A 16,765-nucleotide genomic window follows, 5' to 3' on the forward strand; every position below is an offset into this window, starting at 1 on the left:
CTCGGCTTAAGCGGGGCGGACGAGATCCCGCCCTCCGGCGCCGCCGCGCCGGACCAGCCGGACATCCGGGAGGCCCTGTACCATGCACCACCCCACCCGCCGCACCCTGCTCGCCGGCGCCGCCGCCACGCTCCTTCCGGCGCCCGCCCTCCATGCGCAGAGCGGGGCGCTCCGGCTCAAATGCGGCGTCGTCACACCCGACAGCCATCCGGCGACGATCCGCCTGCGCGAGGCGGCCTACCGGGTGGCGAAGGAGACGAACGGCGCGGTCGAGGTCGCGGTGTTTCCCAACGGCCAGCTCGGCTCGGACACCGACATGCTGAGCCAGCTGCGCTCCGGTGCGCTGGAGATGTTCGCGCAATCCTCCTCGAACCTGGCGACGCTGGTGCCGCGGGCCTCGCTCATCAACATCGCCTTCGCGTGGAGCGGCTACGACAAGGTCTGGCCGGCGGTGGACGGCGAGCTCGGCGCCTACATCCGGGGCGAGATCGCCAAGGCCGGCCTCGTGCCGTTCGAGCGGATGTGGGACAACGGCTTCCGCCAGACCACGACCAGCACCCGCCCGATCAGGGGGCCGGCCGACTTCGAGGGCGTGAAGCTGCGGGTGCCGAACAGCGCGCTGTTCACCTCGGCCTTCCGGGCGCTCGGCGCCGCGCCGGTGGCGCTCAACTTCTCGGAGGCCTACTCGGCCCTGCAGACGAAGGTGGTGGACGGCCAGGAGAACCCGCTCGCCATCATCACCAGCTTCAAGCTCGCCGAGGTGCAGAAGTACCTCTCCTTCACCAACCACATCTGGGACGGATTCTGGCTGATGTCCGGGAACCGGACCTGGTCGCGCCTGCCCGAGGACGCCAAGGCGGTGCTGACCCGCCACTTCAACGCCGCCGCCCTCGACCAGCGGCAGGACATCGCCAGCCAGGGCGTGGCGATGCGGGACGCCCTGGGCAAGGCCGGCTTCGCGATCAACGACGCGCCCGCCGCCCCCTTCCAGGACAAGCTGCGAAGCGCCGGCTTCTACACCGAGTGGAAGGGCAAGTACGGGGCGGAGGCCTGGACCCATCTGGAGAAGTTCGCCGGGGCGGTGTCGTAGCTCCGGTCACTCGCCGGCGGGCCGCGCCGCGACATAGGCGGTCCGTCGGCCCGGCACGAAGCCCAGGGCCTCGTAGAAGGCGTGCACCCGCGGATCCGCGCGCCCGCTCTGCATCAGGACGTGGTGGCAGCCGCCCGCCCAGGCCCGGGCGAGCGCCGCCCGCACGACGGCCCGCCCGTGCCCGCGCCCCCGGGCTTCCGGATGGGTGACGACGTTCTCCAGGAAGCCGTGGGCGCGTCCCGCGCGCAGCAGGTTCGGCGCGGTGACGAGCATGCAGGTCGCCACGATCCTCCCGCCCTCGTCCGACACGAAGACGGCGACGCCCGGATGGGCCAGGGTCTCCCGCCAGAGCCGGTCGGCGACCGCGCCGGTCGCGGCGCGGCTGACCTCTGAGGCGGACAACAGCGCCAGCAGCGACGGCAGGTCGGGGAGGCGGGCGGGGCGGGCGACCGGCCCGCCGTCGTTCCCGGCCGGGCCGTCCCCCGGCCTCACGCCCGCTCCAACGGCCGCATCACCGCGTAGAGCGCGGCCTTCGCCTCGAAGCCGATGCCGGGCACGTCCGGCATCGCGACCCGGCTGTCCTCGACCGGCACCGAATCGGCGAAGCCGCCGAAGGGGGCGAACACGTCCGGGTAGCTCTCGTTGCCGCCCAGCCCGAGGCCCACCGCGATGTTGAGGGCGAACTGGTGGCCGCCATGGGGCACGCAGCGGCGGGGCGACCAGCCGTGGGCGCGCAAGACGTCGAGGGTGCGCAGGTACTCGACGAGGCCGTAGGACAGGGCGGGGTCGAACTGCAGGATGTCGCGGTCCGGCCGCAAGCCGCCGTGACGGATCAGGTTGCGGGCATCCTGGTGCGAGAACAGGTTCTCGCCGGTGGCGAGCACGCCGTCATAGGTCGTCGCGAGGGCCGCATGCGCCAGGTAGTCGAGGGGATCGACCGGCTCCTCGTACCAGCGCAGGCCGTAGGGCGCGATCGCCCGGCCGAAGCGGATCGCCTCCTCGAGGGTGAAGCGCCCGTTGACGTCGACGCAGAGGCGCGCGCCGTCGCCGCCGAGCACGGAGAGCACCGCCTCGATCCGGGCGATGTCCTCCTCCAGCGGCACCAGCCCGACCTTCATCTTCACGGTGCTGTAGCCGCGGTCGAGATAGGAGCGCATCTCGTCCCGGAGCGCGCCGACCCCCTTGCCCGGGTAGTAGTAGCCGCCGGCGGCGTAGACCCAGGCGGTCGGGTCGGCGTCGCCGCCGCGGTAGCGGTCGGCGAGGAGCCGCCAGAGCGGCACCCCCTTCGCCTTGGCGAGGGCGTCCCACAGGGCCATGTCGAGGACGCCGACCGCCACCGAGCGCTCGCCGTGGCCGCCGGGCTTCTCGTTCTTCATCATCGCCGCCCAGGCCCGGTGCGGGTCGAGCAGGCCGTCCTCGCCCTGGAGGTCCTCGGGCGCCGCGGCGAGCAGGCGCGGGATGAAGCGCTCGCGCAGGAGCCCCTGCGGCGCGTAGCGGCCGTTCGAGTTGAAGCCGAAGCCGACGACGGGACGGCCGTCGACGACGACGTCGGTCACCACCGCGACCACGCTCGCCGTCATGGCCGAGAAGTCGATCCAGGCGTTGGCGATGTCCGACTTGATCGGCGCGACGATGTCGCGGATGGCGGTGATGCGCATGGGGGATCCCCTGACGAGCCTGATGCTCCGTCTCGTAGGGGCCCTGGCCGGCGCTGACAAATGCGCCGGATGCAGGGTGCCGGCGCCGGGACGTCAGCGACGCGGGATCAACGGGCCGTGCCGTTCTTCTGCGAGCCGGGGCCGGTGCCGGGTGCACCGCTGCCGGTCGGGCCGTCGCGCTGCACGGACGGGCCCGGGCCCATGTTGCCGCCGCTCGACCCCTGCGAGCCCGTCGAGCCCATGCTGCCCGGGTTGTTGCCGCCGATGCCGGTGCCCGGCGGCTGGCTCGCCATGCCGGAGCCGGTATTGCCGCTCGACGGCGGGGCGACGCCGGTGCCGTTGTTGATGCCCTGGGCGGCGGCGACGGTCGCGGTGCCCGCGACGAGCGCCAGGGCGAGGAGGGAGGTGCGGATCGGCATGGATCTGTCCGGTCGGGAGTCGGACCGGGGCAACGGCGCCACCGGGCCGGCGTTCCCCTCGCGCCGCTGCGGCTCCTTGGTCCCTTGGACTCCTTGGCCCCTGCGCCGCCGACACCCTGCGACGGACCGGCCGCAGACCGACGGAGGATGCAGGCCGGCGGATGAAATCCTTGGCAATCCGTCCGCCCCGCATGCAGACTGGCCGGCCTGTCGTCCCGCCGGTGTCGTCCGGCTGTCATGGGGCGGCGGTTATGGCCACCCGCCAGAAGGTGGCGCGGATCTTGAAAGGGAGCGCACGGGGTCCGGTCCCGGCCCGTCCTCGTGCGAAGGAGTCGTCATGCAGGTCTTCCTGGTCGCCCTCGGGCTCATCGTCGTCCTGGTCGCCGTCGGCGTGTTCGGTCGTCACCCCGACCACCGCGAGCTGCCGGACACCCATCGGCGCTGAGGAGGCCGGGCGCGGCGCAACGGCCGCCCTCCTGCCGCGTTGGACCTGCGGACGGCCCCGCCTCGGGCCGATCACGGATCGTCCTGCCTGCGACAGGAGCCCATCATGCCCGCATCGCGTTCGCTCACCCGTGCGCTCCTCCTCGGTGCGCTCGCTTCCACCGGCGGCCTCGCCCAGATCCAGGCGCAGGCTCAGACCCTTCCCGACCAGACCGGGACCGGGGGCGGACCGCGCTCGACCATCACGGCGCCCAACACCAGCTCGGTCGGCCAGGTCATGCCGCATCCCGGCCGGACCGACGAGCGACTGGAGCGTCGCATCGACGACCGCACCCGCGAGGAGCGCGTCGACGACCGGATCGACAGCGGCATCTGCGCCGGCTGCGGCCGCTGAGCCTCAGCCCAGCATCTCCGCCAGCCGCGCCCGGGCGCGGTTGATCCGGCTCTTCACGGTGCCGACCCGGCACTCCATCGCCGTCGCGATGTCCTCGTAGGAGAGGTCGTGGACGGCCGAGAGCAGCAGCGCCTCGCGCTGGTCCGGCACCAGGCGGTCGAGCGCGGCCTGCACGTCGCGCAGGTCGAGCGTGCCGTCCTGGGCCGGCAGGGAGATCAGGCTCGCGGCGAACATCCCGTCGGGGTCGCCGACCTCGCGCCCCCGCTTCTGGTACTCGGAATAGAAGCTGTTGCGCAGGATGGTGTAGAGCCAGGCCGAGAGATGGGTGCCGGGCGCGAACCGGTCCTGCGCCGCCCAGGCCTTCAGCAGGGTCTCCTGGACCAGGTCGTCGGCGCGGGCGTGGTTGTTGCACAGGGTCAGGGCCCGGCGGCGCAGCCGCGGCACCGCCTCCAGCAGGTCGCGGCGGAAGGCCTCCGCCGGCGCGGCGTCGAGGCCGGCGAGCGCCGCGACGAGGCGGGCGGCCAGCTCTTCCAGTCTTGCGCAGGACGGCGGCGCCGCGTCGTCGTAGGCGGCGCGCAGGGTCGCGCCGAGATGGGCCTGGAGGCCGGCGGGCAGGCCCGGTGCCTCGGCGCGCTCCGGGTCGGCCGATTCCGGGTCTTTCGTGGTCAGCGACGGCATCGCGCGGTCTCCGGTGACCGGCGCTTAAGGCACGTTGGGACGTACCGTTACAATGGTATCGGCGTACTAGTTCTTACAGCTTGGCCGGTTCTCGTGTCCGGTCCTTTCGGTCGGGATGCCGCCGGAGGCGGGCGCTTACGACGGCGGGACCGTGCCCGGCAGCCAGCGCCCGCGCATGTGCCGTTCCGTCGCCTGGCGCAGCCTCTCCGCGTAGCCGGGCAGTTCGGGGCCGATCAGCGGCAGGTCGAGCGCGGCGATGGTGGCCTGGATCCCGTCCTCGTCGAGGGCGCGCCCCGCCGCCACGGCGTGGCGGGCGATCTCGAGTTCCTGGCCCCAGAAATAGACGCGTCCGGCCCCCACGTTCGCCTGCATGGCGCGCACCTCCTCGACGCGGCCGTCGGAGACCAGCGGCAGCCAGATGTCCGGCATCAGCAGGTCGACCGGCCCGTCCGGCCGCCAGGCATGGGCGTCGCCCTCGATGACGCGCAGCTTGTCCCGCGCCTCCGGCGGCAGCTGGGCGGCGAGATCGAGCTCGCGGTGCAGCGCGATCACCTCGGGATCGCGCTCGACCACGGTGACGGCGGTGACCTCGGGCCGCAGGGCGCTCGCCACCGCCGACCAGCCCATGCCGAGGCCGAAGACGACGACGTGGCCGCGGGCCAGCCGCACGCCGATCTCCTGGCTCTCGAGTTCCATCGGCGTCGTCGACATCCAGGTGTCGCCGCCGCGCATCAAGGCGGTGAAGCTCTCCACCAGCATCGGCGGGCTCCAGTAGCCCTGGCAGAGCAGGTTCCGGCCGTGATGCACCGTCCAGGTGCCGGAGTGCAGCGGCCGGTAGACCGGGAGGAACAGGTCGTAGGCGAAGACGGGCAGATCCGGTGGGGGCGTCATCGTGGTCTCCTCGCCGTCCGTGCGCGGCCGGTGGGGGTTCGCGGCCCGCAGATGGATCCGATTCCCCGACCTGACGCAAGGTGACGCGGCCCCGCCACGGTACCGTCCGATCGCGACACGATCGAACGGTGCCCCCGGGTCCTCGATGCTGCGCCATTTTCTGCGACGGGCCGGCATCCGGTGCGGCGGAGCACGCCCTACCGGCCCCTCAGGCCCGGCACCAGCGGCAGGGCCGCCGCGCAGGCCGCCGCCATCACCCAGAACGCCCCCGCCCCGAGATGCTCGTAGAGCGGGCCGGCGGCGAGCGTCGCGAGCGTGGTGGCGACCCCGAGGCCGAGGGTGCCGTAGAGGGTCTGGGCCGTCGCCGCGAGGCTGGGCGGCACCGTCCGCCCGAGGATCCGCATCGCCGCGAGGTGCAGGAGCGCGAAGGTCAGCCCGTGCAGGGCCTGGATGCCGGCGAGGGCCGGCAGGGCGATGGTCAGCGCCGCCACCGACCATCGCAGGACGCCCGCGCCCGCCGCCAGCGCGAGGGCGCCGGCGGGCCCGATCCGTGCGAGGAGCGGCGGACCGACGACGAGAAAGACCAGCACCTCCGCCGCCACCGCCTCGGCCCAGAGCAGGCTCGCGAGGGTGGCGCTCAGGCCCGCCTCGCGCCAGCGGATCACCGCGAAGGCGTCGTGCACCGCGTGGCTGCCGATCACCAGGGCGGCGACCGCGACGAGGCGCAGGAACGGGCCCGATCGCAGCCGGTCCCAGGCGCCTGCGGCAACCGGCGTCCCGGCGGCGCCCGGCGTTGCGGCAACCGTCGCCGGCAGCCGGAGGCTCGCCCCCGCCAGCGCCGCGAAGGCGAGGGCGCCCGCCACCGGCAGGGCCGAGAGGCCGAGGAGGACCACGACCTGACCGGCCGCCAGGGTGCCGGCGATGAAGGCCGCCGAGCCGGCGCCGCGCACGGTGCCGTAGGCGAACCGGGAGGCTGCCGCCGCCGGCAGTGCCAGGGCGTCGGCGAGCGGCGCCAGCGGGGCCGTGGCGGCGGCGTGGGCGAGGCCCGCGAGCATCAGCCCGGCGAGGCCGTGGCCGGCGAGGTAGAGGAGGGCGCTCACGCCCGAGAGGGCGGCGCAGACCGCGAGCACGCCCCGGCCGGCGGCGAGCCGGTCGGCGATGCGGCCCGCGAGCGGCCCGGCGGCGAGGCGGATGCCGGTGCCGGCGGCGAGCACCAGGCCGACCTCGGTGGGCGACAGCCCGCGCTCGCCGAGGAGCGCGGGCAGGAACGGCGTGGTCAGGCCGTAACCGGCATAGAGCGCGGCGTAGACGAGGAGGAAGCGCGGCAGCGCCGCGCCGCGCCCGGACGTCAGAGCAGGCCGGCGCCGTGCGGGTGGTCCCGCTGCGGCTCGACCGCCACGATGGCCCCGAGGCCGAGGATGAGGGCGCCGGCGGCGCAGAAGGCGAGGGAGAGGGCTGCGATGATCATGGACGCGAGCTTCGCGATTCCGTGCTTAACGCGAGCTTGCCGAACGGGGTGAAGAAGAGGAAAACCCCGGCATCCACACTGCGACGACCGGCCGGTGCGGATGCGCCGCAACGGTCACGCAAACGCCATTTTCGGGCAGGGACCGTCGCCGGGACCACGACCGTCGCCGCGGCGAAGGCCGTTGTCGGGGCAAAGGCCCTCGTCGGGACGAAGGCCGTCATCAGGAGGAACGCCTGTGGAATACCGCACGCTCGGCCGGTCCGGCCTGAAGGTCTCGCAAATCTGTCTCGGCACGATGATGTTCGGCGGGCCGACTCCCGACGACGAGGCCGAGCGCATCGTGGCCGACGCCCGCGCGCAAGGGGTCAACTTCATCGACACCGCCGACGTCTACACGGAGGGCCGCTCGGAAGAGGTGGTGGGCCGGGCCATCGCCCGCGACCGCAACGCCTGGGTGCTCGCCACCAAGGTGGCGAACCCGACGGGGACGGGCCCGAACGACCGCGGCCTGTCGCGGGCCCACGTCGTCCGGGCCTGCGAGGCCAGCCTGCGGCGGCTGAACACCGACAGCATCGACCTCTACTACCTCCACAAGGAGGACCACGACACGCCGCTCTCCGAGACGGTGCGGGCGATGGCCGACCTGATCCGGGCCGGCAAGGTGCGGTATTTCGGGGTCTCCAATCACCGCGCCTGGCGGATCGCCGAGATCTGCCGCCTGTGCGACGAGCACGGCATCGACCGGCCGGTGGTGAGCCAGCCCTACTACAACGCTCTCAACCGGATGCCCGAGGTCGAGCACCTGCCGGCCTGCGCGCATTACGGCCTCGGCGTCGTGCCCTACTCGCCCCTCGCCCGCGGGGTGCTGACCGCCAAGTACCGCCCCGGCGAGGCGCCGCCCGAGGGGACCCGCGCCGGGCGCGGCGACACCCGGATGATGCAGACCGAGTGGCGGCCCGAGAGCCTGCGCATCGCCGGGGCGCTGAAGGCGCATGCGGAAGGCAAAGGCGCCTCGGTGATCGACTTCGCGGTGGCCTGGGTGCTCAACAACCGTGCCGTCACGGCGGTGATCGCCGGACCCCGCACGCTCGCCCAGTGGCAGGCCTATGCCGGCGCCCTCGGCTACCGCTTCACGCCCGAGGACGAGGCCCTGGTCGACCGCCTGGTGCCGGCGGGCCACCCCTCGACCCCGGGCTACACCGACCCGGCCTATCCGCTCGAAGGACGAACCACCTGGACGGCGGCTCTCGACTGAGCCACGCTCGCCGGTGTCAGGCTAACGGCGTTATCGATGTGGATGACGCCGGTCGGATGGCGATTTCCTCTTGGAACGCGCCGCGCACGGCTTAGTTGTTGACGCTATGTGCCCAGGCATGTCCACTGTTCGACCCTGGGAGACGGGTTGCAGACCGGAGGAGACCGATGGCGACCAAGACCACCAAGAAGGCCGAGACGAAAGCCGAGCCCGAAGCCGCTCCCAAGGCCGCCAAGGCCGCCCCGAAGGCGGCGGCCAAGGAGACCAAGGACGACGGAAAGGACGAGGGCAAGGGGAAGAAGGTCGCGGCGCCGAAATCCGGCGACAAGCCGAACGCCCTCCAGAAGCCGCTGCAGCCGACTCCCGAACTCGGCGCCATCGTGGGCGACAAGCCGATCCCGCGCGGCGAGGTGGTGAGCAAGGTGTGGGATTACATCCGCAAGCACTCGCTCCAGAACCCCGAGAACAAGCGCGAGATCCTGGCCGACGAGAACCTGAGGAAGGTGTTCGGCAAGGACAAGGCGACGATGTTCGAGATGAACAAGTACCTCGCCCAGCACCTGAAGTAGGGCGAGCGGCCTCCTCCCGTCCGGATGGCCGCGCGACGCGGCCATCCGTTCCGTGACGGGCGGGATGCAGGCCTTGGATGACGACTTCTGCGCGGACCGGGTCGGCCCGCCGCCGCGGGCCGGGGCCCGTGATCCGGGCCTGATGATCCGGGGCCTCTCCGGCCGGCCGGACAACCTCCCATGACGAAGCCCCACGATCCGGACGAGGCCGGTCGCCGCCGCGCCCTCGCGGCGATCCTGTTTCTGTTCGTCCTGGTGATCGGCGGCGTCTGGCTCGCCAACACCCTGCGCCGGGAGGCGGCCCGCGAGGATTGCCTGGCGAGCGGCCGGAGGGATTGCGCCGAGATCCGCTCGGCGCCGTAGACCTCCGATGGGCCTGACCCTACGGGCGGGGCGACGGCCTACCGGAACAGGATCGCCGCCTTCCCCAAGGTGATCCACACCCCCCACAGGATCGGCAGGCCGACTGCCGCCCAGGCGAGCGCCGCCACCGGCGTCAGGCCGCCCCGGCCGATGCCGAACGAGCCGGACGGGCGCGCGGCCGCATGCGCGCCGGGGGCGGCCTCGGCCTGCGTCATGAACCAGCGCTCGCCGAGCGGCCGCACCAGCAGGTTCGCCACGAACCCGACGGCCAGGAAGCCGGCGAGGATCAGCAGCGTGCGGCTGTAGAGCGCCGCGCCCTGGACGCCCGCATCGACCTGCGCCTGCCGGATCGCCGTCACCACGAGGGGGCCGACGATGCCCGCGGTCGACCACGCGGTGAGCAGCCGGCCGTGGATCGCCCCGACGAACCGGGTGCCGAACACGTCGGCGAGGTAGGCCGGGATCGTCGCGAAGCCGCCGCCATACATCGACAGGATCACGCAGAAGAACAGCACGAACAGCGCCTTCGAGCCGATATCGGCCGCCCAGGGCGCGGCGGCATAGAGCACGCATCCCAGCGCGAAGAAGGTGGCGTAGGTCGCCTTCCGGCCGATCCGGTCGGAGAGCGTCGCCCAGAAGAAGCGGCCGAGGATGTTGAACAGCGACAGCAATCCGACGAAGCCGGCGGCGATCGCGGCCACTTGCGCCTTCTGGCCGGCATCGAGCTGGCCGAACCCGACGTCGGCCCGGCCGATCAGCGCGCCGCCGAAGATCTCCTGCAGCATCGGCGAGGCCAGCGCCAGCACGCCGATCCCGGCCGAGACGTTCAGGCACAGCATCGCCCAGAGCAGCCAGAACTGGGGCGTCTTGTGCGCGTCGGAGAGATGGACGTGGCCGCTGGTGATCATCCGGTTGCGGGCGGCCGGCGAGGTCCAGCCCTCGGGCTGCCAGTTCTCCGGCGGGACGCGGTAGCCGAAGGCGCCGCAGAGCATGACGACGAGGTAGCCGGTGCCCATGATCGCCAGCGTCTGCCACACGCCGGCCTGCCCCGGCCCCTTGAAGTGGGTGATGAGCAGGTCGGCGAGCGGCGAGCCGATCATCGCGCCGCCGCCGAAGCCCATGATCGCCATGCCGGTCGCCATGCCGCGCCGGTCGGGGAACCACTTCACCAGGGTCGAGACCGGCGAGATGTAGCCGAGGCCGAGGCCGATGCCGCCGATCAGCCCCATCCCGAGCCAGACCAGCCAGAGCTGGTGGAGATAGACGCCGAGCGAGCCGATCAGGAAGCCGCCGCCCCAGGCGAGGGCGGCGACGAGGCCGGCCTTGCGCGGCCCGGCCCGCTCGAGCCAGCCGCCGAACAGGGCGGCGGAGAGCCCGAGCATCACGATGCCGATCGAGAACACCAGGACGAGGTCGCTGACGCGCCAGTCGCAGGTCGTGGTGACGAGGGCGGTGGCCAGGCCCATGTCCGGGCAGGCGGCCGGGCCGGGCTGGCCGGTGCTCAGCGCCCGCGACAGCGGCAGCCAGAACACCGACAGCCCGTAGGACATGCCGATGCAGAGATGGATGGCGAGCGCCGCCGGCGGTACCAGCCAGCGGTTGAACCCGGCCCGTGCGACGATGCGCTCGCGGGTGAGGAACCCGGGTGCGACGGCACCCGATGAGCGGTTGACGACGCTGGCGTCCATGAACGTCCTCCTGGTCCGACCCCGTGCCGGGCCATTCGGACACTACGTTTAGGAGTGGATCTTCAGCCCCGATAGACGATGCGCGGCAGCATGGGATTTCAATCCATCATCCTTTCGTCGGGGTGGCGGGGCTGCGCTTTCCGTTGCGTCGCTTCCGATCGAACCTTGGCGAGACCAGGATCTTTCAGCGCCGCACCCTGAGCCCGCTCGCCACGGCGCCGGCCAGCGCCAGGCCGCTCGCCAGCCACAGCACGGTCGTCGTCCCGCGCGCGTGCAGGTAACCGAAGATCACCGCGACCACGGCCGCGCCGAGGGACTGGCCGAGCAGCCGCGCGGTCGATTGCATGCCGCTGGCGCCGCCGCTGCGCTCCCGCGGCGCGCTGGTGATGATCACCTTGTTGTTGGGCGACTGGAACAGCCCGAAGCCGAGGCCGCACAGGGTGAGCCGCCAGGCGATGGCGAGCGGGGAGGGGTCCGCCGGCAGGGAGGCCATCAGGGCGAGGCCCGCCGAGAGCGCCACGAGTCCGATGCCGCCGAGGAGGCCGGGGGGATAGCGGTCGGCCATCCGCCCGGCGAAGGGGGCGATCACCGCGATGGCGATCGGCCAGGGCGTCATTAGGAGACCGGTCTGGGTGCCGGTGAGGTGCAGCACGTCCTGGAAGTAGAACGGGAGTGCCACGTAGGCCATCATCTGGGCCGAGAACGAGCAGACCGAGCTCACCATCGACAGCGCGAAGACCGGGATGCGCAGGAGGTCGATCGGCAGGAGCGGGGCAGGCAGGCGGACCTGCATCCACACGAAGGCGATGCCGACGAGCCCCGCCGCCGCCAGCAGGACGAGCGCCGTGCCGCGCCGCTCCGGCTCGCCGAGCCCGTCGACGCCGGTGATGAGCAGGCAGAAGACCAGGGCGTTGAGGAGCGCGCTCAAGGCATCGAACCGGGCGCCGCTGCGGTGGGTGGCCGGCAGCGTCCGGGTCGCGAGGGTGAGTGCCGCGAGGCCGAGCGGTACGTTGACGAGGAACAGCCACGGCCAGCTCGCCACCGACAGCACCGCCGCCGCGACGCTCGGGCCCGCCGCCGAGGCGATCGCCACGATCAGCGCCATGGTGCCGACGCCGCGCCCGATCATCCGGTGGGGATAGATGAAGCGCACCAGCGCGATGTTGACGCTCATGATCCCGGCCGCACCGAGCCCCTGAACGATGCGGGCACCGACCAGCACCGGCAGCGAGCCGGCGAACGCGCAGGCGAGCGACGCCGCGGTGAACAGCGCGAGACCGGTGCAGTAGACCCGCTTGTAGCCGAGGATGTCGCCGAGGGAGGCCAGCGGCAGCAGGGCGGCGGTGACTGCGAGCTGGTAGCCGTTGGTGATGAAGATCGCGGCGCCCGGGCTGACCTGAAGGTCCTTGGCCATCACCGGCAGGGCGACGTTGACGATGGCGCCGTCGAGTACCGCCATCGACATGGCGATGCCGATCGCCAGCATCGCCCACAGCCTCTCCCGGCCCGGCAGGCCGTCGGCCGCCTCCGCCGCCACCGGCCCCGCCGCTCCCGTCATCGGTTCCGCGCTCCCCGTCGTCGCCCTAAACAGATTTCGCAAAAGTGGTTGCCGGTTTTGCGACAAAAATCTGCGACAGAACAAAAGTCTCAACGGACGAAGCGTTGGCCTGCCAACGCAAGTCTGCTTAGAATTCCGATTATGCCGCACTTTCCGTGGCCGACCGCGATCCACCCCGCCGGACGGTGCTCTAGCCCAAAGCCGCGATCCCCACATCTGTCCCCGACCTCATCCCGGCCCTGCGCGAGAGGCGGAGATCCCGGACGGTTCGGCCGCGGGCGTGGCCCGGGCGAGTGCGTTGACAGGCCCGGTCGGAGGTGTATGGAGCCCGCCGTGTCCCGGTCCGCGTCTCGCGGCCCGCCACGCTTCGACCAGGAACCGTCAACCCCATGCCGAGCGACAGTCACAGTCGATCGCCTGCGCCGTTCGTGCCGGCCGCTTCTCGCAGGGACGCCTGACGGCGCGCCCTCGGGGATCCGGCCGCGCGGACGGCCGCCCCCGAGAGGTGCCTCATGACCTTCACCATCCTGCCCTTCGCACCGGAGGGCGCTGCCGTTCGTCCCCTCGCCGCCGCGCCCGCGTCGAAGACCGTTCTGCGCGCCTCCTGGTCCCTCGACCCGGAGACCGGCCGGTCGGTCTGTCAGTGGAGCGCGGAGGACCGGGGGAGCGATACCCCAACGCGCTGCCCGGCTCCGCTCCGGCATGCCGCGTGAGCCGGGGCAAACCTTCGAAAGCCTGCCGACGAAACGACGCCGCCCGGGATCGATCCGATCCCGGGCGGCGCGAACGTCGGGTGCAGCGAGGCCCTACGCCGCCCGGACGGTGGCGAGGAAGCGGTGGACCTCGGCGCCGAGATGCTCGGACTGGCGCGACAGCTCGGAAGAGGCCGAGAGCACGTGGCCGGCCGAGACGCCGGATTGCTCGGCGGCGCTCGCCACCGCGGCGACGCTGTGGGTGACCTCGCCGGTGCCGGCGGCGGCCTGGGTGATGTTGCGCACGATCTCCTGGGTCGCCGCGCCCTGCTCCTCCACCGCCGCGGCGATCGAGGTCGCCACGCCCGAGATCTCCTCGATCCGCGCGGTGATCTTGCCGATGGCGCCGGCCGCCTGGCCGGTCGTGGCCTGGATCGCCGCGATCTGGCCGGTGATCTCCTCGGTGGCCCGCGCCGTCTGGCCGGCGAGTTCCTTCACCTCGGCCGCCACCACCGCGAAGCCGCGGCCGGCGGCCCCGGCCCGGGCCGCCTCGATGGTGGCGTTGAGCGCGAGCAGGTTGGTCTGGCTGGCGATCGAGGAGATCAGCCCGACCACGTCGCCGATGCGGGCGGTGGCCTCGGTCAGCGCCCGGACCTGGTGGGCAGTCTCGCCGGCCTCGGCCACGGCGGCCTTGGCGAGACGGGCCGAGCCGTCGACCTGGCGACCGATCTCCTGGACCGAGGCGCCGAGTTCCTCGGCGGCCTCCGCCACCGTGCCGACATTGGCGGCGGCCTGGGCCGCCGCGGCGGCGACGCCGGTCGATTCGGTCGCGGTCTGCGTCGCCGTGCCGGTCATGCTCCGGGCGGTGGCCTGCAGCTCGGCGGCGGCGGAGGAAACCTGGCCGACGATGCCGCCGACCGCGTGCTCGAAGGCGTCCGCCATCTGGCGCATCCCGGCCTTGCGCTGCTCCTCGGCCGAGGCGCGGGCCAAAGCCGTCTCCTCCTCGAGGGCGCGGGCGCGCACCATGCTCTCCTTGAACACCTGCACGGCGCCGGCCATCGCGCCGATCTCGTCGCGCCGCTCGCGGGCGGGTACCGCCTCGTCGAGGCGGCCGGCGGCGAGCGCCCCCATGCTGCCGGACAGCCCGATCAGCGGCCTGGCGATGCTGCGGCCGATCAGCGTGGCGGCGGCGGCGACCAGGACCGCCACCAGGGCGGCGCCGGCGAAGAGGTTCCACAGCGTGGCGTGGATCTGGGCCGCGGTATCGTCGGCGTAGATGCCGGTGCCGACGACCCAGCCCCAGGGCTTGAAGCTGCGGGCGTAGGACACCTTCTCCACCGGTACGTCGGAGCCGGGCTTGGGCCAGACATAGGTTTCGAAGGCGGCGCCGTCCGCCTCGATCTTGCGCATCATGTCGGCGAAGAACTTGCGGCCCGACGGCTCGGCGAGGCCGCTGACGTCCCGGCCGACCAGCTTGGGATCGGGATGGGCGATCAGGCGCGACTGCATGTCGTTGACCCAGAAGAACTCGTCCTTGCCGTAGCGCAGGGCGGAGATGGCGCCGGCGGCGTTCTTCTGGGCGGCCTCGCGGGTCATCCGCCCGGCCCGCTCCTCGGCCTCGAAATGGACGAGGATGCCCTGGGCGGCGTCCACCAGGTCCTTCGTCTTGAGGGCCCGGGCGTTGGTGATCGCCCCGGCGAGATCGTAGGCGGCGAGGCCGAGGATGAGGACGAGCCCGACGAGGGCCACGCCCGTCAGGGCCTGGATCCGGGCAGCGATCTTGAGCGACATGAAGGGCCTTGTCAGCAGGGTGGACGCCCCCGCACCCGATCGTCGAGGTGCGGAAGGTCGCGGCGATGCGAGGATCGGCAGGCGCCCGGCGCCACGCGGCCTTCCGCGTCGAGCCTGCCCCAATACGATCGGGTCCGTTTGGATCATCGGCGCTAACAGTTACAAGGACGATAACGGTTGGTCAGTTTCCGTAGGGGTCAGTCGTCCGGCGGTCGCGGCGAGCAACCTGCGGCGGCGCCGCCCCTTGGGACTGCTGCGCGTTGCGTGCAGCCGATCCGCAGGACCCGCGAACGCGACGCCCGTGGCCGCGCCGATCCCGATAGGTCGAATGTCCTGTTGGCCGCCGCGCGGGCTCACTGGCGGCCCCGTTGTAAGCATTTGTTCGGGAGTGGGTCTGTATTCGAAGGGGGCTGGGGCAGTGCGGCGAGCGGGAGGGACAGGATGCCCGACGTGAGGACCTTCGTCCTCGTGACCGACAGGCCGGACCGCAGCGCCGCGATCGTGAGCGCCCTGCGGGAGATCGGGATCTGCGACGTCGTCGGCCCGGAGGAGACGTGGCGGGACCGGCGTGAGCTCGCCGGCGTCGTCTCCGACCTGACGCTGTCGCGGCCCGAGACCGACCACTGCCTGCGGACGCTCAAGCGCCATTTCGCCGGCCGCAACCTCCCGGTGATCTGCCTCCTGCGCAAGGCGACCCAGGACGCGCTGCGCCACGCCAAGAGCCTCGGGGCGACGGTGTGCATTCCGGCCTACGTGCCGCCCCAGACCGTCGCCGCGGCCCTCGCCAACCAGGTCGGGATCATCGCCGGGGGCACCGAGGCGGCGGTGCTCCAGGGAGTGGCCCGGGCCGGCGAGGCGCTGAACGGCCTCATGGCGGAGGCCCGGGCCGGCCAGCCGGTCCGGATGGGCGCCGTCGAGGCCGGCCTCGGCCCGATCCTGACCGCGGTGCAGGAGGGCGGCCTCGCCCGCTGGCTCGACACCGTCTGGACCCACGACGACGCCACCTACCAGCACTGCCTGCTGGTGGCGGGGCTCTCGGCGCAGTTCGCCCTGCATCTCGGCTTCCGCCACGAGGACCAGTTCCGCTTCGTGCGCGCCGCGCTGATCCACGACGTCGGCAAGGCCCGCATCCCGCTCGAGATCCTCAACAAGCCCGGCCGCCTCGATTCCGGCGAGATGGCGGTGATGCGCACCCACGCGGCCATCGGCCACGAGGTGCTGCTGGCCGGCGGCGAGACCGACCCGATGACCCTCTCGGCGGTCCGCCATCACCACGAGATGCTCGACGGCTCCGGCTATCCCGACCGGCTCGTCGGCGACGCGATCGGCGACATGGTCCGGCTGCTCACCATCTGCGACATCTACGCCGCCCTCACCGAGCGCCGGCCCTACAAGCCGCCGATGCCGATGGCCGACGCGATGGCGATCCTCGCCGCCATGGACGGCAAGCTGGAGGCCCGCCTGGTGCAGTCCTTCGGCGAGGCGATGGCGGGCGCCGGGTAGGAATCGGGCTTCTGCGCGGGCCGTGTCCTCCCACGGCCCGTTCGACCGGCGCGACGGTCTTCTCGCCGTTCCATCGTCTCCCGGGGCCGTGCAGCCTCCGGTCGGCGGCCTTGAAGACGCGCCGCGGCCGGCCGATGCGCGAAGTTGCGCTTAGTGCAGGCGCCCGGCCCGACGTCGCGGCCGTCCCGTTGAGGCCCGGCCCGGGAGCGCGACATCCGCTGGCGATGGTCGATGCACGACGGGCCCCGGACCGGCGACGGGCGACACCCGGGCGGGCCGGCGCCGATGCCGATCCTGCAGGATG

The 16,765-nt window shown here is 72.6% G+C and carries 15 protein-coding genes; 6 read left to right on the forward strand and 9 right to left on the reverse strand.

The window, feature by feature from the left end; genetic code table 11:
- Positions 1-82: 82 nt before the first annotated feature.
- Positions 83-1,090 carry a TRAP transporter substrate-binding protein gene (locus G4G93_RS04475; RefSeq protein WP_165081608.1) on the forward strand — a complete coding sequence of 336 codons (1,008 nt, stop codon included), beginning with the start codon at positions 83-85 and terminating at the stop codon, positions 1,088-1,090.
- A 6-nt stretch (positions 1,091-1,096) separates the two neighbouring features.
- On the opposite strand, the gene G4G93_RS04480 is transcribed toward G4G93_RS04475, so the two are convergent.
- The 3 genes from G4G93_RS04480 to G4G93_RS04490 form a co-directional block, all read right to left on the reverse strand.
- Positions 1,097-1,582 carry a GNAT family N-acetyltransferase gene (locus tag G4G93_RS04480; RefSeq protein WP_165081610.1) on the reverse strand — a complete coding sequence of 162 codons (486 nt, stop codon included), beginning with the start codon at positions 1,580-1,582 and terminating at the stop codon, positions 1,097-1,099.
- Positions 1,579-2,748 (reverse strand): mandelate racemase/muconate lactonizing enzyme family protein, encoded by a 1,170-nt coding sequence (locus tag G4G93_RS04485; RefSeq protein ID WP_165081612.1) that lies wholly within the window; start codon positions 2,746-2,748, stop codon positions 1,579-1,581. The genes G4G93_RS04480 and G4G93_RS04485 overlap by 4 nt, the downstream gene beginning before the upstream one ends.
- A 107-nt stretch (positions 2,749-2,855) precedes the next feature.
- Complete coding sequence (locus G4G93_RS04490) at positions 2,856-3,167, reverse strand: hypothetical protein (protein WP_165081614.1); 312 nt, start codon at positions 3,165-3,167, stop codon at positions 2,856-2,858.
- Positions 3,168-3,717: 550 nt separating this feature from the next.
- Here G4G93_RS04490 and G4G93_RS04495 point away from each other — a divergent pair.
- On the forward strand, positions 3,718-4,005 hold the full coding sequence (locus G4G93_RS04495; RefSeq protein ID WP_206289518.1) for a hypothetical protein: 288 nt from the start codon (positions 3,718-3,720) through the stop codon (positions 4,003-4,005).
- A gap of 3 nt (positions 4,006-4,008) precedes the next feature.
- On the opposite strand, the gene G4G93_RS04500 is transcribed toward G4G93_RS04495, so the two are convergent.
- From G4G93_RS04500 to G4G93_RS04510, 3 genes are all read right to left on the reverse strand, one after another.
- Positions 4,009-4,683, reverse strand: a complete 675-nt coding sequence (locus tag G4G93_RS04500) for a sigma-70 family RNA polymerase sigma factor (RefSeq protein WP_165081616.1) — start codon at positions 4,681-4,683, stop codon at positions 4,009-4,011.
- A gap of 135 nt (positions 4,684-4,818) precedes the next feature.
- A complete protein-coding gene (locus G4G93_RS04505) occupies positions 4,819-5,574 on the reverse strand; it encodes a hypothetical protein (protein ID WP_165081618.1) in 756 nt (251 codons plus the stop codon).
- 197 nt (positions 5,575-5,771) lie between these two features.
- The gene (locus G4G93_RS04510) at positions 5,772-6,926 is read right to left on the reverse strand and encodes an MFS transporter (protein ID WP_165082047.1); all 1,155 of its coding nucleotides are present in this window, start codon (positions 6,924-6,926) and stop codon (positions 5,772-5,774) included.
- 351 nt (positions 6,927-7,277) lie between these two features.
- Between G4G93_RS04510 and G4G93_RS04515 the strand changes: the two genes are divergently transcribed.
- The 3 genes from G4G93_RS04515 to G4G93_RS04525 all read left to right on the forward strand — a co-directional run bounded on the left by G4G93_RS04515 (position 7,278) and on the right by G4G93_RS04525 (position 9,229).
- Complete coding sequence (locus G4G93_RS04515; RefSeq protein ID WP_165081620.1) at positions 7,278-8,297, forward strand: aldo/keto reductase; 1,020 nt, start codon at positions 7,278-7,280, stop codon at positions 8,295-8,297.
- 167 nt (positions 8,298-8,464) lie between these two features.
- On the forward strand, positions 8,465-8,866 hold the full coding sequence (locus tag G4G93_RS04520; protein WP_165081622.1) for an SWIB/MDM2 domain-containing protein: 402 nt from the start codon (positions 8,465-8,467) through the stop codon (positions 8,864-8,866).
- A gap of 180 nt (positions 8,867-9,046) precedes the next feature.
- On the forward strand, positions 9,047-9,229 hold the full coding sequence (locus tag G4G93_RS04525) for a hypothetical protein (RefSeq protein WP_165081624.1): 183 nt from the start codon (positions 9,047-9,049) through the stop codon (positions 9,227-9,229).
- Between the two features lie 38 nt (positions 9,230-9,267).
- Here the strand turns inward: G4G93_RS04525 and G4G93_RS04530 are convergent, their stop codons facing one another.
- From G4G93_RS04530 to G4G93_RS04540, 3 genes are all read right to left on the reverse strand, one after another.
- A complete protein-coding gene (locus tag G4G93_RS04530; protein WP_165081626.1) occupies positions 9,268-10,917 on the reverse strand; it encodes an OFA family MFS transporter in 1,650 nt (549 codons plus the stop codon).
- A 184-nt stretch (positions 10,918-11,101) separates the two neighbouring features.
- On the reverse strand, positions 11,102-12,475 hold the full coding sequence (locus G4G93_RS04535) for an MFS transporter (RefSeq protein WP_165081628.1): 1,374 nt from the start codon (positions 12,473-12,475) through the stop codon (positions 11,102-11,104).
- 806 nt (positions 12,476-13,281) lie between these two features.
- Complete coding sequence (locus G4G93_RS04540; protein WP_165081629.1) at positions 13,282-14,958, reverse strand: methyl-accepting chemotaxis protein; 1,677 nt, start codon at positions 14,956-14,958, stop codon at positions 13,282-13,284.
- Between the two features lie 441 nt (positions 14,959-15,399).
- On the opposite strand from G4G93_RS04540, the gene G4G93_RS04545 reads away from it, so the two are divergent.
- Positions 15,400-16,461 carry an HD-GYP domain-containing protein gene (locus G4G93_RS04545; RefSeq protein WP_165081632.1) on the forward strand — a complete coding sequence of 354 codons (1,062 nt, stop codon included), beginning with the start codon at positions 15,400-15,402 and terminating at the stop codon, positions 16,459-16,461.
- Positions 16,462-16,765: the final 304 nt, after the last annotated feature.

This window comes from Methylobacterium sp. DB0501, assembly GCF_011043735.1.
GTDB lineage: Bacteria > Pseudomonadota > Alphaproteobacteria > Rhizobiales > Beijerinckiaceae > Methylobacterium > Methylobacterium alsaeris.

What these genes read in the sequence shown, in the direction of transcription:
- G4G93_RS04475 (WP_165081608.1), top strand. Translation starts at nt 83, where the DNA reads ATGCACCACCCCACCCGCCGCACCCTGCTCGCCGGCGCCGCCGCCACG.
- G4G93_RS04485 (WP_165081612.1), bottom strand. Translation starts at nt 2,748, where the DNA reads ATGCGCATCACCGCCATCCGCGACATCGTCGCGCCGATCAAGTCGGAC.
- G4G93_RS04490 (WP_165081614.1), bottom strand. Translation starts at nt 3,167, where the DNA reads ATGCCGATCCGCACCTCCCTCCTCGCCCTGGCGCTCGTCGCGGGCACC.
- G4G93_RS04495 (WP_206289518.1), top strand. Translation starts at nt 3,718, where the DNA reads ATGCCCGCATCGCGTTCGCTCACCCGTGCGCTCCTCCTCGGTGCGCTC.
- G4G93_RS04500 (WP_165081616.1), bottom strand. Translation starts at nt 4,683, where the DNA reads ATGCCGTCGCTGACCACGAAAGACCCGGAATCGGCCGACCCGGAGCGC.
- G4G93_RS04505 (WP_165081618.1), bottom strand. Translation starts at nt 5,574, where the DNA reads ATGACGCCCCCACCGGATCTGCCCGTCTTCGCCTACGACCTGTTCCTC.
- G4G93_RS04520 (WP_165081622.1), top strand. Translation starts at nt 8,465, where the DNA reads ATGGCGACCAAGACCACCAAGAAGGCCGAGACGAAAGCCGAGCCCGAA.
- G4G93_RS04525 (WP_165081624.1), top strand. Translation starts at nt 9,047, where the DNA reads ATGACGAAGCCCCACGATCCGGACGAGGCCGGTCGCCGCCGCGCCCTC.
- G4G93_RS04530 (WP_165081626.1), bottom strand. Translation starts at nt 10,917, where the DNA reads ATGGACGCCAGCGTCGTCAACCGCTCATCGGGTGCCGTCGCACCCGGG.
- G4G93_RS04535 (WP_165081628.1), bottom strand. Translation starts at nt 12,475, where the DNA reads ATGACGGGAGCGGCGGGGCCGGTGGCGGCGGAGGCGGCCGACGGCCTG.
- G4G93_RS04540 (WP_165081629.1), bottom strand. Translation starts at nt 14,958, where the DNA reads ATGTCGCTCAAGATCGCTGCCCGGATCCAGGCCCTGACGGGCGTGGCC.
- G4G93_RS04545 (WP_165081632.1), top strand. Translation starts at nt 15,400, where the DNA reads ATGCCCGACGTGAGGACCTTCGTCCTCGTGACCGACAGGCCGGACCGC.